The sequence below is a fragment of the Gardnerella sp. CCPDSM genome (assembly GCF_056754715.1).
Window position 1 is genome coordinate 1 of sequence record NZ_JBQEQO010000009.1, and the last position, 17,181, is coordinate 17,181.

General features: G+C 37.9%; 12 protein-coding genes and 2 pseudogenes. 6 read left to right on the top strand and 8 right to left on the bottom strand.

Annotated elements, in window-relative coordinates; translation table 11 throughout:
• Nucleotides 1–145: 145 nt before the first annotated feature.
• The 3 genes and pseudogenes from ACTJLE_RS05820 to ACTJLE_RS05830 form a co-directional block, all read right to left on the bottom strand.
• Complete coding sequence (locus tag ACTJLE_RS05820; RefSeq protein ID WP_020757464.1) at nucleotides 146–1,069, bottom strand: AbiTii domain-containing protein; 924 nt, start codon at nucleotides 1,067–1,069, stop codon at nucleotides 146–148.
• A 65-nt stretch (nucleotides 1,070–1,134) separates the two neighbouring features.
• Nucleotides 1,135–2,868, bottom strand: coding sequence for a type I restriction enzyme endonuclease domain-containing protein (locus tag ACTJLE_RS05825; RefSeq protein WP_306467725.1), 1,734 nt, complete (start codon nucleotides 2,866–2,868; stop codon nucleotides 1,135–1,137).
• Nucleotides 2,869–2,931: 63 nt separating this feature from the next.
• Nucleotides 2,932–3,102 (bottom strand): annotated as a pseudogene (locus ACTJLE_RS05830) (hypothetical protein); the annotation flags it as partial.
• A gap of 1,114 nt (nucleotides 3,103–4,216) precedes the next feature.
• Here ACTJLE_RS05830 and mef(A) point away from each other — a divergent pair.
• Both mef(A) and msr(D) read left to right on the top strand, forming a co-directional pair.
• Nucleotides 4,217–5,435, top strand: a pseudogene (mef(A), locus tag ACTJLE_RS05835) (macrolide efflux MFS transporter Mef(A)).
• A gap of 119 nt (nucleotides 5,436–5,554) precedes the next feature.
• Nucleotides 5,555–7,018, top strand: coding sequence for an ABC-F type ribosomal protection protein Msr(D) (gene msr(D) / locus ACTJLE_RS05840; protein ID WP_000420313.1), 1,464 nt, complete (start codon nucleotides 5,555–5,557; stop codon nucleotides 7,016–7,018).
• Between the two features lie 117 nt (nucleotides 7,019–7,135).
• Here msr(D) and ACTJLE_RS05845 read toward each other — a convergent pair whose 3' ends face one another.
• Both ACTJLE_RS05845 and ACTJLE_RS05850 read right to left on the bottom strand, forming a co-directional pair.
• Nucleotides 7,136–7,426, bottom strand: coding sequence for a DUF5960 family protein (locus tag ACTJLE_RS05845; protein WP_004121959.1), 291 nt, complete (start codon nucleotides 7,424–7,426; stop codon nucleotides 7,136–7,138).
• The gene (locus tag ACTJLE_RS05850) at nucleotides 7,426–7,638 is read right to left on the bottom strand and encodes a helix-turn-helix domain-containing protein (protein WP_004121956.1); all 213 of its coding nucleotides are present in this window, start codon (nucleotides 7,636–7,638) and stop codon (nucleotides 7,426–7,428) included. Before ACTJLE_RS05850 ends, ACTJLE_RS05845 begins: the two co-directional genes overlap by 1 nt.
• A 311-nt stretch (nucleotides 7,639–7,949) precedes the next feature.
• Between ACTJLE_RS05850 and ACTJLE_RS05855 the strand changes: the two genes are divergently transcribed.
• The 4 genes from ACTJLE_RS05855 (at nucleotide 7,950) to ACTJLE_RS05870 (ending at nucleotide 13,548) form a co-directional block, all read left to right on the top strand.
• The gene (locus ACTJLE_RS05855) at nucleotides 7,950–10,274 is read left to right on the top strand and encodes a phage/plasmid primase, P4 family (RefSeq protein WP_481267840.1); all 2,325 of its coding nucleotides are present in this window, start codon (nucleotides 7,950–7,952) and stop codon (nucleotides 10,272–10,274) included.
• Nucleotides 10,275–10,692: 418 nt separating this feature from the next.
• Complete coding sequence (locus ACTJLE_RS05860; protein ID WP_481267841.1) at nucleotides 10,693–11,640, top strand: phage major capsid protein; 948 nt, start codon at nucleotides 10,693–10,695, stop codon at nucleotides 11,638–11,640.
• Nucleotides 11,641–11,657: 17 nt separating this feature from the next.
• On the top strand, nucleotides 11,658–11,825 hold the full coding sequence (locus ACTJLE_RS05865) for a hypothetical protein (RefSeq protein WP_194251715.1): 168 nt from the start codon (nucleotides 11,658–11,660) through the stop codon (nucleotides 11,823–11,825).
• A gap of 70 nt (nucleotides 11,826–11,895) precedes the next feature.
• Complete coding sequence (locus ACTJLE_RS05870; RefSeq protein WP_481267842.1) at nucleotides 11,896–13,548, top strand: recombinase family protein; 1,653 nt, start codon at nucleotides 11,896–11,898, stop codon at nucleotides 13,546–13,548.
• Nucleotides 13,549–14,052: 504 nt separating this feature from the next.
• On the opposite strand, the gene ACTJLE_RS05875 is transcribed toward ACTJLE_RS05870, so the two are convergent.
• The 3 genes from ACTJLE_RS05875 to ACTJLE_RS05885 form a co-directional block, all read right to left on the bottom strand.
• Nucleotides 14,053–15,630: a recombinase family protein gene (locus tag ACTJLE_RS05875; protein WP_481267843.1), complete on the bottom strand. Its 1,578-nt coding sequence runs from the start codon at nucleotides 15,628–15,630 to the stop codon at nucleotides 14,053–14,055.
• A gap of 1 nt (nucleotide 15,631) precedes the next feature.
• Nucleotides 15,632–16,042, bottom strand: a complete 411-nt coding sequence (locus ACTJLE_RS05880; RefSeq protein ID WP_004125819.1) for a serine integrase family protein — start codon at nucleotides 16,040–16,042, stop codon at nucleotides 15,632–15,634.
• The coding region (locus tag ACTJLE_RS05885; RefSeq protein WP_481267844.1) for a recombinase family protein at nucleotides 16,012–17,181 on the bottom strand (1,170 nt) is incomplete at its 5' end. The genes ACTJLE_RS05885 and ACTJLE_RS05880, both read right to left, overlap by 31 nt.

Below are 17,181 nucleotides of genomic sequence, written 5' to 3' on the forward strand. Positions count from 1 at the left end.
AAAGGAGTGTTCAGTAAGGGATTAAAAGAAAACCAACTGAAAGCCTTTAAGCGGGAACATAAGAAATAAAACGACCATACAAGAGTAGAGATACTCTGTGTGGCCGTTTTCTTATACTCAGATACCGAAATAGTATTTGAGATTTTTAGAACAAACCTTGTATTTGAGCTTGTATTAACACTGCAGTAACGCTGGCACCTGTATTAATTAAAAAGTCTTTTAGTCCAACCAATGCTGATTTTAAAATATGCGGTTTCTTCTCTTCTTCAATTTTTAATTTGATGTCAGCTAATAATTCTGTTGCGGTTTCTATATCCTCTTTTGATAAATCAGATTCACTAATACTTTTTTCAACGGCATCAACTACATCCTTAACTTTATCATAGGAAAATGTAACTGTATTCTCACTTCCAGACACTATCTGTACATTATCGGATGGCGAATTGATCACACTTGTATTCCCGTAATAATTATTCACGGTTTGCGGCATGTTCACTGCGGATTCTTTTTCAGTCTCAGAGAAAACCATATTTTCCCCTACAATACCTTCCGATTCTAATTTCAATGTCCATTCTAAAATAGTATTTTTGACTTTTTCTTCAATGTCTTTAACTGCAGTTGTAGGTACATGTAATGCATAATCCATTGGAAGTAGCGAATCAGCCATTTTATCAAACAATGCAAGTTGTTCGCCTGAAAAATCTAAAGTTAATACATTTCCTGAGGACTGACATAAAGAAATGATTTCAGAAATTGAATTTACTAACTTTCTTTCACAAATCTTTTTTTCGTATTCATTATCCTGTATTGAGGTTGGAATCCAACCGCGATAAGGATTGAAAGTTTTTAAACTTCCACGAACCTTTCTATACTCAGGGCAAGATTCTGGGTCAGGATAACCATTTAATTCGTGTTGAATCCATTGATCAAAATCAGCAAGCTTTAATTTTGATGCAATCAAATGTGCTTTGCGTAATATATTAACAACATCGCAATTTGATGACACAATTTCATTCTGTAATTCTAAAACAATACTTCCCATGTTATTCACCATCCTTCTTTCTACCATATAGGGCACTATTCTCAGCAAACATCATAGTTCTTCACATAGAAGCAATAAGGAAAAGGAATAATCTAACTTTCTGAAGTTGTTTCAGAATGCTCCTCAAAATTTTCTACCTGCTCCATCACCTTTGTGAACACTTCAGGACTATACTGTGGCGGATAGCCGTTCTTAACCAAACAAATCTTTATCTTCAATTTTAACTGATTACGCACATTCTGATTGTTGAGCCAGTCCACAAATGAAGACTCGGTATCTATTATTTCCTTAACTTTTTTAGCAAGTGTCTTGCATTTATCGTTTATCACAACACCGTTAACTTCTTTGTCAATGCCATATTCAAACTTATACTGGTCACGAAGAGCAATCAAAATATCATAGAATGCCTTTTCTTCAAAGGTTAATCCTATTTTACGGAAACTCTCACGATTTTCGTTCATCTGACGAAGTATCACTAAAGCTTGTTCAGTTGCAGCCTTAATAATATCTTCTGAGGCAGCTTCCTGTGTTGCCCCGGCTTCTTCAGCAGTAAGGTGCTTACGTCTTTCATGGTACTCATCAATAGTCTTTTCAATCATTTCTTGGAAAGATTTCGCTGCTAATTGGTTAACCCTGCCATATTCCTTTATTTGCTTACGGAGCATTTTGATAAGTAATTCTAACTTTGTAGCAGGCATTTCTACATCTGATAATTTTTCAAAGTATTCAGGAGAGAAGATATCTTCTTCCTCGCCACTTTCAAGAACACTTTCTACCTTATTGTATTTTAATGCCTCTTCAACCATCTTTGATACCACAAGATTCATAGTTTCAGCATCAACATCGCTGGTTCCACTCATTTTACGAACGAAGCCTGCTATAGCCATAAAGCACTGTGCAAGCGCAGATTCTTCTTCGCCCAGATTTCCAGAAGGTTGGCAAATATCAAAAGCACTTCTCATTCTCTTAACAGACTTTAAGAAATATGTCTTAAATGAGACCTGATTAGTTTTTCCGTTTCCTTCTGTCTGCAAGACCTGTGCTGATGTAAAGACATACTCAGCCGCTTTGGAAAGTAATTTATATCTTTCAACAGGGTCACATTTCGTATTAAGGAATGGAGCTAAGTCATAATCTGTAAACAGTGCTTTAAGTATTTCAATCTCCTCCCTGAATGCAGAGGTAGCCTGCTCAACGTCATCCGATGTGGGAGCAACTGATGTATCACCACCGTAAACCTTCATGGCCTCACGCATATTATCGCGAATGCCAATATAGTCGATAACCATACCATATTCTTTGCCGGGATATTTTCTGTTTACACGACTGATAGTTTGAATCAGCAAGTGCTTCTTCAAAGGCTTATCGTTATATAAATATGTAAGTGACGGAACATCAAATCCCGTAATCCACATATCAACTACGATAACAATATGGAAATTAGACTTTTCCTGTTTAAAGGCTGCATCCAGTTCTTCGCAACGTTTATCATTTTTAACTCCACCAAGATAGTTATACATCTCAGCTTCATCATTACTTCCAACACTCGATACCATAGCCATAAATGGCATAGGCTTTAATTCTTTAAGTTCTTCATCTGTTGCAGTAACTCCGTCAGGAGTTTTCTTTTCTTCAAACCATTCCGGATATTTATCCTTGAATTTCAAAAGAAGTGAATATGCAATTTTTCTGCTAGAGCAGACAATCATTGCTTTCTGAATTCTATCTGGGTCACTATCACAAGATGAAATATAATGGTCATGAATATCTATAGCAAGCCTCTCCAAGCGAGAAGGCTCGCCAAGGATAACTTCCATAGAACTCATTGCACGTTTACTGGCTTCAATATCATCATACGTTGCACCATCATCGGCACACTTTTTATAGTAATTTTCAATTTCTTTAGCTTTGGTCTTATCAAGTAACACCTTGGCAATACGAGGATGATACTTAATAGAAACAGTTAGTCCATCTGCGACCGCCTGATCCATAGTGTATCTATCAATTTCCTGACCAAAGGTCTGATATGTTTCGGCAATAGGAGTTCCTGTGAAACCTACAAACGTAGCATGTTGAGGCGGTAAGTTTGCTAGTCAAGGAGTAAAACGACGAAGATTAGCATTTACTTCCGCCCATGCGATAGCTGTCCGTGATTGACAAGTGCTAGCACGCAGACAGAACGGAGATAGCGAACCGCTGAGTGTGTCGCTCTGCTCGTAAAAGCTTAGAAACCTTTGAACGAAAGGGATAATGAAAGCCTTGATTGCAAGGCTTTTTGCTTTATGGTGGGTAAGTATCAGAGTGAGAAAATTTTTGGAATGAGTAGAAGTGATAGCTAGAAATTATCAGTTTCTATTTCCATTTACCCTGTGGGTACGTGTTTGTTTCCATTGACAAGGAGTTTGTGGGAATAGAAATGTACCCACCTTGTTTGAATCAAGTGAAGTGTAGTTGAAGGAAATCTGTTGAAAGCAATACTTCATTTTACCGAATAAGTAATAATTTAGGCAACTTCAAATCGATTAAAAAAAACTATTTTAAAGGTTAAGAGTAGACAAAAATTGTCCACTCTTTTTTGCAAACTCAATTTATCAATAAATGAAATGAGGGAATGTAAAATGAAATATTTTGAGGTTGAGTTAGAAAATCCTGATGAATTTTTAAAACTACAAACAGAAGATTTTGTGAAAGCTAATCGCTTGCTACTAAGGAAGATAATCCAGAGCGTTACAGTCTATGAAGAAAACTTCGTCATATCCTTTAAATCTGGCATCGAATTGGAAGTATGAGTCTCATTCCATAACTTTTATATTGAACATATCATCTTGTTGTGTTATACTATAAATTGATATAAACAAAGATGTAGGAGGAACCGAAACTATGACAGCCTCAATGCGTTTAAGATAAGCTGGCAATAAAAAAAGCAGAATCTATACCCGATGATAGGCTTTTTTGTTGTGCTTATTTATACGATATTGAGCATTCATTAGTTACGGTGAGGATATTGGTTATTTAACTATACCTTTATTTAACTATGTCTTTAATATGAATGTTTCCAAATTGTATGTATGCAGACCAAAAGCCACATTGTGGGGTTTGGCCTGCATTTTTTATTGCCTAGAATGCTATTCAAAATAGAAATTCAAGCAAAATAATATGCAGGAGATAATATAAATGGAAAAATACAACAATTGGAAACGAAAATTTTATGCAATATGGGCAGGGCAAGCAGTATCATTAATCACTAATGCCATCCTGCAAATGGCGATTATTTTTTACCTTACAGAAAAAACAGGATCTGCGATGGTCTTGTCTATGGCTTCATTAGTAGGTTTTTTACCCTATGCGATTTTGGGACCTGCCATTGGTGTGCTAGTGGATCGTCATGATAGGAAGAAGATAATGATTGGTGCCGATTTAATTATCGCAGCAGCTGGTGCAGTGCTTGCTATTGTTGCATTCTGTATGGAGCTACCTGTCTGGATGATTATGATAGTATTGTTTATCCGTAGCATTGGAACAGCTTTTCATACCCCAGCACTCAATGCGGTTACACCACTTTTAGTACCAGAAGAACAGCTAACGAAATGCGCAGGCTATAGTCAGTCTTTGCAGTCTATAAGCTATATTGTTAGTCCGGCAGTTGCAGCACTCTTATACTCCGTTTGGGATTTAAATGCTATTATTGCCATCGACGTATTGGGTGCTGTGATTGCATCTATTACGGTAGCAATTGTACGTATACCTAAGCTGGGTAATCAAGTGCAAAGTTTAGAACCAAATTTCATAAGGGAGATGAAAGAAGGAGTTGTGGTTCTGAGACAAAACAAAGGATTGTTTGCCTTATTACTCTTAGGAACACTATATACTTTTGTTTATATGCCAATCAATGCACTATTTCCTTTTAATAAGCATGGAACACTTTAATGGAACGCCTGTGCATATTTCTATTACGGAAATTTCCTTTGCATTTGGGATGCTAGCAGGAGGCTTATTATTAGGAAGATTAGGGGGCTTCGAAAAGCATGTATTACTAATAACAAGTTCATTTTTTATAATGGGGACCAGTTTAGCCGTTTCGGGAATACTTCCTCCAAATGGATTTGTAATATTCGTAGTTTGCTGTGCAATAATGGGGCTTTCGGTGCCATTTTATAGCGGTGTGCAAACAGCTCTTTTTCAGGAGAAAATTAAGCCTGAATATTTAGGACGTGTATTTTCTTTGATCGGAAGTATCATGTCACTTGCTATGCCAATTGGGTTAATTCTTTCTGGATTCTTTGCTGATAAAATCGGTGTAAATCATTGGTTTTTACTATCAGGTATTTTAATTATTGGCATTGCTATAGTTTGCCAAATGATAACTGAGGTTAGAAAATTAGATTTAAAATAAACAATATTGGAGGAATATTTATGTATCTTATTTTCATGTAACTCTTCCTGCTAAAATCGCAGGGTTTTCCCTGCATACAAGCAAATGAAAGCATGCGATTATAGACAGGAGGAAATGTTATGGAATTAATATTAAAAGCAAAAGACATTCGTGTGGAATTCAAAGGACGCGATGTTTTAGATATAAATGAATTAGAAGTATATGATTATGACCGTATTGGTTTAGTAGGAGCAAATGGTGCTGGAAAAAGCACTTTACTCAGGGTACTTTTAGGAGAATTAACTCCCCCAGGATGTAAAATGAATCGTCTGGGTGAACTTGCCTATATTCCCCAGTTGGACGAAGTAACTCTGCAGGAGGAAAAAGATTTTGCACTTGTAGGCAAGCTAGGTGTTGAGCAATTAAATATACAGACTATGAGCGGTGGTGAAGAAACAAGGCTTAAAATAGCACAGGCCTTATCGGCACAGGTTCATGGTATTTTAGCGGATGAACCTACGAGCCATTTAGACCGTGAAGGAATTGATTTTCTAATAGGACAGCTAAAATATTTTACAGGTGCACTGTTAGTTATTAGCCATGACCGCTATTTTCTTGATGAAATAGTAGATAAAATATGGGAACTGAAAGATGGCAAAATCACTGAGTATTGGGGAAACTATTCTGATTATCTTCGTCAGAAAGAGGAAGAACGTAAGAGCCAAGCTGCAGAATACGAACAATTTATTGCGGAACGTGCCCGATTGGAAAGGGCTGCGGAGGAAAAGCGAAAACAGGCTCGTAAAATAGAACAGAAGGCAAAAGGTTCTTCAAAGAAAAAAAGTACTGAAGACGGAGGGCGTTTAGCTCATCAAAAATCAATAGGAAGTAAGGAAAAAAAGATGTATAATGCTGCTAAAACCCTAGAGCACAGGATTGCGGCCTTAGGAAAAGTAGAAGCTCCGGAAGGCATTCGCAGAATTCGTTTCAGGCAAAGTAAAGCATTGGAGCTCCATAATCCATACCCTATAGTCGGTGCAGAAATTAATAAAGTATTTGGGGATAAGGCTCTGTTTGAAAATGCATCTTTTCAAATTCCGTTAGGAGCAAAAGTGGCGTTAACTGGTGGTAATGGAATCGGAAAAACAACTTTAATCCAAATGATCTTAAACCATGAAGAAGGAATTTCTATTTCGCCTAAGGCAAAAATAGGTTACTTTGCACAGAATGGTTACAAGTACAACAGTAATCAGAATGTTATGGAGTTTATGCAGAAGGATTGTGACTACAATATATCAGAAATTCGTTCAGTGCTAGCATCTATGGGGTTCAAACAGAACGATATTGGAAAAAGTTTATCTGTTTTAAGCGGTGGAGAAATTATAAAATTGTTGCTTGCTAAAATGCTCATGGGTAGATATAACATCCTAATAATGGATGAACCCAGTAACTTCCTTGACATACCAAGTTTAGAGGCTTTGGAAATACTAATGAAGGAGTACACCGGAACTATCGTGTTTATCACCCACGATAAACGATTACTCGAAAATGTAGCAGATGTAGTTTATGAAATTAGAGATAAGAAAATAAATCTGAAACATTAAATTTAAGGTAGTCGCTGGTCAGTATAGTCTGTTCTGGTTGGCGACTCCATTGTTAAAGAGTATAAAGACTTTAGATTTTATGAATATTAAAAATAGGAACAGTCAATTGAACTGCTCCTATTTTTCTGCTAAATATATTGTAGTTTTCTTATATGTATAATGATAGATTAGCGGATTCTCATCTACGGTACTTACTTCAAATATGAAGAAGTGATCGCGGTTACCTGCATATTTGTTTTCTAACGCTTTTAGTGCGAGTAGGTTATCTCCATGTATGAGCATGTTTTCTGTATTAGGATCATTTTTGCAGTTTGATTTTTCTTTATCCTCAACTAGAATCCTAGGCTCTATTTTGATTTCTTTATCCTTACCAAGCCACGTAAGTTCCAGTTTTTGATTATTAGCCATTACTTTTCATCCTCCGCTATAAATTCCAAAATATCGTTGGGCGTGCAGTGTAAAGCTGTGCAGATACCTTCCACTTTTTCCAGTGATATATATTGCCCAGTGCGTAGTTTCGTAATAATGTTGGCGGAAATATTGCTCATTCTCATTAAGTCCTGATTGGAAATATCTTCTTCAATCATGCGATGTAATAGTTTTTTATAACTAACAGCCATAATTCCCTCCTTATTTTAATAGTTAAATATTATCACGATTCTGTGAGTATATCAACGATATAAAGAGCTAGCCACTCCGGAATATAGCAGATTAAAAAAGTCTCCTTTGCTATTCATTCAAGGCAAATGCCTAATGAATGCTTAGGAGATTTTTATTGTCAAAAATTTTTTCTAAAACCGTCAGATTACACCCTCTTTCATGGCTACCAAGTAGAAGACCAAAAAAACTTTTTAAGACAGGTTAAAAAGTCGGCTTTTTCTTTTGCCTGTGATGTAGAAGGGATAAGCCTTCTAGAAAAGGAGGATCAAATATGGATCTAGAGAAACTGCCAAAAGCACTAAAGAACAAGAATATCTTTTGTTCATGGAAGTACGAGCAGCAAGAAAACGGTAGGCTCACTAAGCCGCCTTATAACCCCATAACGGGAAAGAAAGCAGCTACAGACAACTTAAGCGATTTCACCTCGCTTGATGATGCCATGAAAGTAAAAGACCAATACGACGGAATTGGTATAAAGCTTGTTGATAACCTCTTAGGCATCGATTTAGACCACTGCATCGATAATGGCATCATTAAAGACTGGGCAAAAGAGATTATTGCCCATTTCAAGCACGCTTATATCGAATACAGCCCAAGTAAGCATGGCTTTCATATCTTGCTTCTGTTTAACGGCGCATACGATAAAAAGTCTTATTACATCAAGCATGGGGATATTGAGGTTTACAGCGCTCTAGCTACGAATCGCTATCTAACAGTTACGGGCGACGTGTATCAGGAAGGCGAGCTTTTAGAAGACGATGAAGCCATCATGTGGCTTTTAGACACGTACATGAAGCGAAACATAAACACTCATGAAAAAGAAAATAACGCGTGTACAAGGTCATATTTAAGCGATACATCTGTTATTGAAAAAGCTGGCAACGCCATAAATGGAGCTAAATTTACAGCACTTTGGCATGGTGACATTTCGGCTTACCCTTCTCATAGCGAAGCAGATGCCGCGCTTGTGTCTATTCTTGCCTTTTACTGTGGCGGTAACAAGGAGCAAATAGACCGACTTTTTCGTAAGTCTGCTTTATTCCGTCCTAAGTGGGATGAACACCGTGGCGCGGATACTTATGGCAACACAACCATTCAGAAAGCTGTTTCTAAATGTCATACCTTCTATGAGCCTTTCCATAATGCAAGTGCTGAGGAAGACTTTGATGATCTCTTATCTAAATTACAGGAACTAAAGCCTGATGAAAATATACGATATCGCAACGGTGATTTAGGTAATGGCAGATTGTTTGCTGATATTTTCCAAAACATTCTGCACTATGTACCGGAGCGCAAAATGTGGTTCATCTTCGACGGTGTACGTTGGACTTGCGATATTGGAACGCTTAAAACGATGGAACTATGCAAGGATTTAGCTCTTTCTCTTATACGTTATGCTGGTGCCATTAAAGACGAGAGAACCCGCTCCATGCTTGTTGAGTATTGGAACAAATGGAGCAGCCGTCGTAACCGTGAGATTTATATCAAGGAAGCTCAAAGCGTTTACCCCATTTCGATGGAAGCGTTCGATAAGAACATTTATCTATTTAACTGCCAAAACGGAACTTTAGACCTTGAGCATGGTGTTTTTCGCAAGCACTTAGCAACAGATCTTATTACCAAAGTATCACCTGTGTTTTATGACCCGAAGGCAAGAAGTGAACGTTTTCGCCAGTTTGTCGATGAAATTATGAGCGGAGATTGTGAGAAAGCCTTGTATCTTCAAAAGTCATTAGGCTATGCGTTAAGCGGTGATACACGCTATGAGTGCATGTTCTTTCTTTTTGGAGAAAGCACAAGAAACGGTAAAGGCACACTCATGGAAAGTGTTCTGTCTGTGATGGGCGATTACGGAAAAGCGGTACGCGCGGAAACCATTGCTTTAAAGAAGAACCCTAATAGCTCACAGCCGACAGAGGATGTAGCACGCCTTGCCGGTGTTCGCTTTGCCAATATATCTGAGCCGAGCCGAGGACTATTCCTTAATTCAGCCCAAGTTAAATACATGACGGGAAGTGATACCTTAAACGCTCGATTCCTGCATGAGAACAGCTTTGACTTTAAACCACAGTTCAAACTGTATGTGAACACCAATTATCTGCCCGTCATCAGCGATATGACAGTGTTTAGTAGCGACCGCATGCAGATTATTCCCTTTAACAGGCATTTTGAAGCGTGGGAACAGGATAAAACCTTAAAGGCGGAGTTTTCTAAAAAAGAGGTGCAAAGTGCCATTTTAAACTGGCTTCTTGAAGGCTTTACCCGCCTCCGAGATGAAGGCTTTAAGCCGCCTAATAGCGTTCTTGATGCCATTTTTAGTTATGCCCACGACAGTGACAAAATGGCACAGTTTGCTGAAGATGTACTCGTTAAAGACCAAAGCTCTGAGATTCGAACGGCAGTTGTATACGACCACTACAAGAAGTGGTGCATTGATAACGGCTGTTTTTCTGAGAACAGCAGAAACTTCAATCAGGAATTAAGAAAATTTGCCGAGGTTGTAAGAAAGCGTCCCAATACAGGCGGAGAAAAAACCACGCTTCTTAAAGGCTACAGGCTTAAAAGTGAGTTTAGCGATTTTTTAAGTGGCAACTAGTGGCAGTTAATAACCTATATCCCCATATAACCCTATAAGGCAATAACGAAATTTAACTGCCACATCATGCCACGTTTAAGGAGGTGGTGCCTATGATTGCATAATTCGTATCGCAAACCTGTGTTGAACATGAAGAAGAAATACTATCATGCACAAATCAAAATACTGAAATGATTTCAGTTTTTTGACAACATTGAAGAAAGAAAACCTGCCTAGATACTGTGCTGTTGGAAATTTATTCGCATACTACTTTCTGAACCTAACCCCCTAGGGGGGGTCAAATCTCTAAAGAGTACCCCTTCGGGAACGGGCGCAGGGTCTTGCGTGCAAAAACAGCGAATTCAAAAGGGTAAATGGGCAAAATCAAGCAAGTTACTGCAGTAATTGCAGAAAACAGTAATGAAAGGAACTAACGATTATGATTAACAGAGATATTGAAAAAGAAATGAAACTAGCAAGTCAGGACTACCACAGCACGTTTTGGAACGTATTGCGCAATGCAAATGGTAATGCGAATAATATTGAAAGAAAACTGCGCCACCATTATACGGATGCCTATGATTTGCCGACTTCTTCTCTAGCAAAACTCGAAGCAAAGCTTGCAAACAAAAGTAATCTTAGAAAACTGTGTACAGTGGTAAAAGCACACTCGCAAGCAAGTAAATTGTTCATCTATGAAGCCTCACCGTTCACCAAATGGATGAAAGATTATGACACAAGCATCATGACGTATATGCCTATTAAAGATGGCTTTAAGCGTATTGATGTAACGGATTATACCCTAGTTAACCTCATTCGTTTGGGTACGGATTTTGCAGCTGACCTTGACTTTGATATCGAAGAGTTCATAACAAGCGAACTGACGAAGCAGTTCACATTGAATGAGTCGGAAGCTTTTATAAATGGTGATGGGATAACTAAGCCGACAGGAATTTTATCAGATACATCAGGTGCTGAGGTTGCTGTGCAAGCAAAAGAGATTTCCGCAGATACCATCAAACGTTTATTCTTCTCGCTAGATAGTAAGTATCGAGAAAATGCCACGTGGCTTATGAATGATGAAACTGCTCTTTATCTTCAAACCTTAAAGGACACTACCGGATCATACATCCTACCTGATTTTGATGGCAACTTAATGGGCAGACCTGTGGTCATTGACAATGCCATGCCTTCTTCTCAAAAGGGAGCAAAAGTTATCGCTTTTGGTGATTTTTCCAACTATTGGATTATCGAACGCCATAACCCAACCATCAAGGTTCTAAACGAAATATTTTCTCTTATAGACCAGATAGGTTACCTCTCTTTTGAGTATTTGGATGGAAAACTGGTACATCCTGAAGCAATTAAAGTATTGCAACTTTCTTAAAAAAGAGGTCAAAATGCATGGATGAACAAATTAGGGATACACCGGTAAAAACCGAAGTGTTAAGAATCGGAAATACTGAATTTACGGTTCACTCTCTTGAAAGCAAGAGTGCTCAGAAAGGTGTCAAAGACCTAATCAAACACCTTATTTTAAGCAATTTAAACCATGTAATAGAAGCTAAATAACTTGATAAATTCTGAGTTATACGGGAATATATACTGACCGCTTGAAGGCTGTCGGAAAGGAGGAAAACAGATGAATAAACTAAATAGACAGCCTTCTTATACTCTAGATAATGTAGGCAAGATAACGGCACTTTACTGCCGTTTATCCAGAGACGATGAATTACAAGGTGACAGCAATTCCATTATCAATCAAAAGAGCATGCTGAAAAAGTATGCCGAGGATAATCATTTCAACAATCTTATGTTCTTTGTAGACGATGGCTACTCGGGTACTAATTTCCAGCGACCTGATTGGCTTAAATTAACTGCTCTCATTGACGAAGGAAAGATTGGAACCATTATCGTCAAGGACATGTCACGCTTGGGTAGAGATTATCTGCAAGTTGGTATGTATACAGAGATGGTATTCCCTAACGCTGATATTCGCTTTATTGCAATAAATAACGGCGTAGATAGCAATAATCAGTCAGACAACGACATGACACCTTTCATCAACATCTTCAATGAGTTTTATGCTAAAGACACAAGCAGAAAAATAAAAGCTGTGTTTAAAGCAAAAGGACAAAGTGGGAAGCCGCTCTGCATCAATCCTCCTTACGGATATCTTAAGGATCCTGAAGATAAAAATCATTGGATTGTAGATGAAGAAGCTGCCAGTGTAGTGCGTGAAATCTTTAGACTCTGCGTTAATGGGTATGGGCCTAGCCAGATTGCCAATGAGCTAATCAAAAGGAATATTCCAACACCTTCTGAGCATTTTTTCTCTCTTGGTATTAAAATTCCTTCCGCGAAATCGGAGATTAAGGGAGTCTGGAATCAAAAAACTATCTCTAATATGCTTGAAAAGCAAGAATATCTTGGGCATACGGTCAATTTCAAAACAAGAAGGAAATCGTACAAGTGCAAGAAAACATTATTGAATCCCAAAGAAGACTGGCTAATTTTCAAAAACACACACGAAGCAATTATTGACCAGGAAACTTTTGATATTGTTCAACGTATAAGAGATGGTAGACGAGTGTGTGCCAATCTTGGAGAAATGCCAGTGTTATCAGGAATGCTATTTTGTGCGGATTGTGGTAACAAGCTTTATCAGGTTCGAGGAAAAGATTGGAGCCATGATAAAGAATACTTTGTCTGTGCTACCTATCGTAAGCAAAAAGGCAAATGCTCATCACATCAAATTAGAAATATTCAGATCGAAGCAATACTGCTTCACGAGCTACGAATGATTACTTCATTCGCCAAACAGCACGAAGAAGAGTTCGTGGGACTTGTGATGAAGAAAAGCGAGAAAGAACTAACCCAAAAGTTAAAGTCCTCTAATAGGGAACTCGAGCAAGCAAAAGCAAGAATTAGCAAACTTGACACAATTGTTCAGCATCTCTATGAAGACAACTTAGACGGTAAAATTTCTGATGAACGATTTAAGAGCATGTCTGAGTCCTACGACAAGGAACAAGCTGAACTGAAAAGCAAGATTGAATCCCTTGAAGCCTTTATTTCTAAAGCGCAAGAGGAATGTCTCAACGTGGATTCTTTCTTGAAATTAGTACGACAATACACAGATATACAAGAACTTAATGCAGAGATCATTCGAACCTTTGTAGATAAGATTTATGTTGAAAAATCTGAAAAGGTAGCAGGTACAAGAACCAAGAAACAAACCATATGGATACAGTGGAATTACATAGGTGCAGTTGATATTCCACTCCATAAGTAAAATCGGCGTAGCCGGTAGTAATACCGATTACGCCGATAATTTTTTAGGAATTAAATCCCTAAGTGAATGCCCCTAAGTGTGTGCACTTTTTAACGTTAACATCCTGTGCACTCGACCCTAAAGCGTCGATATCTTCCCTCAAACAGCAAAACTGCACTCAAAAATCACGAGAACCCAGCTTAAAGCTGCTTCGCATTAAACCTTTTAACGATAGCCCTCGCAAACCCCTGCTACACAATGGCAAAAATGCACCCACCTATTAAGCCTTTGACATCAATACGACAGTCTCCACATGGATTGAGAGAACGGGTAGTATATCTACACTTTTTTGAGTGAACACCATTGATAGTGGGTGCACTTTTTAACGATAGGAAAAGCTATCGTTAAAAAGTTTAAGATTGGCTTAATAACTTGATTTTAGCATAAAAACAAAAAAACAGCCTAGAGATGATTCCCCCTAGGCTGACTTTTGTAACATTTCAAACGCTCACATTCTTTTGGCTTTTACGATGCCCTTTCAATATTCACACTAATCTCTGATTTAAAAGTTACGCTGAACTTGTCCTCGTAAACTTTTATTTTCTTGATGTACTTTCTTACTAGCTTCTCATCATACTCACCAATATCATGACGCTCATTTTTCAGAAAATCTTCCATTTCTCTGATTCGTCTTTTAGCATCTTCTTGACCTGCTTTTTCTATAAGAAGCTGCTGTTTCTTAGCCTTCAGTTCATCAATCTCATCAGCTATTTTCGTGTAGTCTTTTTTAGCTTTTAGCAAGGTTAGTAGTGTCGCTTGTTTGTCTGCGATTTTTTTATCAACCGTTTCAATCTCGCTTAAGTTGTTGCCCGCGATAATTTCTCTAATATTGTTATTCAACGTATCCAATACTTCATCCGGTATACTAAACACCTTGTTTATGGCTTTCACTGTAGCAGACTGCAGTTCGTTCTCTTGTACTGTCGGAGCATCGCAAGCACTAGGACCGTTTTCCACTCTGGTGCAACAACGCCAGACAACAGAATGCACTCCTCGGTTGTTCCAAGCAATTCTTCTGTAAACATCCCCGCATTTAGAACAAACACACAGGCTGGATAAAGCGTACTTACTGGAATAAACTCTCCTTTTTTTATTCTCCTCACCGCTAAACATGTTGGCTCGTCTTAACATTTCTTCTTGAACTTTAAAGAAAATATCTCTTGGAATAATAGGCGTGTGGCTATCTTTTACATAATACTGTGGTTCTGTTCCATCATTTTTTATACGAACATGGTTAATAAAATCTGTCGTGATGGTTTTTTGTAAAAGAGCATCACCAATATATTTTTCGTTTTGCAAGATGCCTTTAATATTAGATAAATTCCATTTTAAATGCCCGGCACCGTTTTTAACACCGTCTTTTTCAAGACCCTCCGCTATGTCTCTAAGGCTTGCTCCTTCTAAATATTCTCTATAAATCCTTCTTACGACTTTTGCTTCCTGTTCAAGAATTACAAGATTCCCTTCATCGTCTTTTGTGTATCCTAAAAACCAGTTATGGTTGATTTGCACTTTGCCTTCCTGGTAGCGAAACTTAAGTCCAAGCTTCACATTCTGAGAAAGCGACACTGATTCCTGTTGAGCTAAAGAAGCCATGATAGTAAGCAATAGTTCTCCGCTTGCTTCCATGGTGTTGATGTTTTCTTTTTCAAAAATGATCGGAATGTTTTTGTCTTTCAACTGTCTAACAAACTTTAAACAGTCTATAGTGTTTCTCGCAAAACGGCTAATCGACTTAGTGATAACCATGTCTACTTTGCCACTCATGCAATCGTGGATCATGTCATTGAAACCGACACGTTTTTTCGTGCTGGTTCCTGAAATACCGTCATCAGCGTAAATGCCAGCAAACTCCCAGAGAGGATTTCTTGAAATATAATCCGTATAATGCTGAACTTGCGTGTCATAACTTGTTGCCTGTTCTTCACTGTCAGTACTAACACGACAATACGCTACTACTCTTAACCTCGGCTTATCTTCATGCTTATCTACCGTATTCCCCGCTATTTTTCTTGGTGGAATAATTATAACGTTGGCACTCATTTTACACCTCCTTGATTTGACTGTAAGCGTATACTGCTTGCCGATAAGGATCATCATATTTCTTTTCTACCTTTTCTAACTGGTAGCTTGTAATAAGCCGAATTTCCTTTATTGGCTTAGGCTCTTTATAACGATGATTCCTGATAGCATTCTCATGCCTTATTTGTTGCACTTGTCTAAACATATCCTCATCGATAATCTGAGGATAAAACTCTGTTCCTAAATACAATTTCTTGCTAAGAATTTTGCCCGTGACTGGCCAATCCCTTTTTATACCTGATTTTTTAGCAGCTTGAGAAATATTTTTAAATTCAAGATAGAAACGAAAAAACTCTCTTACTTCTTGAGCTTTTACTTCATCTATAACCGCTTTACCGTCTACTATTCTGTAACCATATGGGATGCGTGCCATGTTTCTTTCACCTCTTCTTCTAATTCCAATCCGCATTTCAAAATAAAAAGAAATCTTGTTCTGCTTTTAACTACGACATCGTCTACAAAATCCAGAAAATCCTCATCCTTAAACTCGCTAAATACTTCTGTGACGCTTACGAACCGTTGAAGTTTTTGCGCCTCGTTTAAGTGCGTTAAGTTACCGTTTAAACTGTTGGAAAGCTGAAGTTTTTCCTTAAGACAAGTATCTATTTCCGTTTTAAGCTGATTGCTTTCTAGATAGTAGGAATCCATCTCAATGTAGCCACCGGCGAAAAGCTTACTGAGTACTTGCTCTTGTTCTTGCAATTTAGCTATTTTTTCTTCGAGTTCGATAACTTTGTTCAAACCGTCTTTATTATTCACACCTCTCAAACTTTCTACGAGAGGAGTCAACATTTGAACGTATCCTGCTTTTAACTTGTTTAACATTTGCAGGAAAGAAATTTTAAGATAACTTTCCATAACAGACTTTTGTGAACAAGCATGAATATCTTCAAGATGCGTTATACAAACCCATATGCCATACGCCTTATTATGTTGATAAATTATTCGTCTTTTACACTTGCTTCCACACTCACCACAACGAATTTTAGCTGAAAACGCATAAAGCTTATTGTACTTACCACTACCACATACTATGTTATTTTCACTTCTTCTCCACGCGATAATCTCTTTTACAAGATTAAAAGTTTCATGACTGATGATAGCCTCGTGATGGTTTTCAATAACATACTGTTGTTTCTCGCCACAGTTTTTATGACGGTTAAAATTATCGTCTGTAAATGTCTTTTGAAAAATCACATCCCCTGTGTATGTTTTATTAGTCAAAATAGCATTCACGGTACTTGAAGTCCAACTTCCGCCCTTTTTAGTTGGAATCTTTTTATCGGTCAATACTCGTGCTATTGCTTCTCCACCCATGCCGGAAAGAGCCATGTTGAAAATTTCTTTTACTACCCTGGCTTGCTCGGGAACTATAATCATTTTCTTATTCTCGTTTTTATACCCATACGCAGGGCAGGGAATGACGAAGCTTCCGTTTTCGAACCTTTTTTGAATTGACCACGTGTTGTTTTCCGAGATGGATCTTGACTCGCTTTGTGCAATGGAACTCAG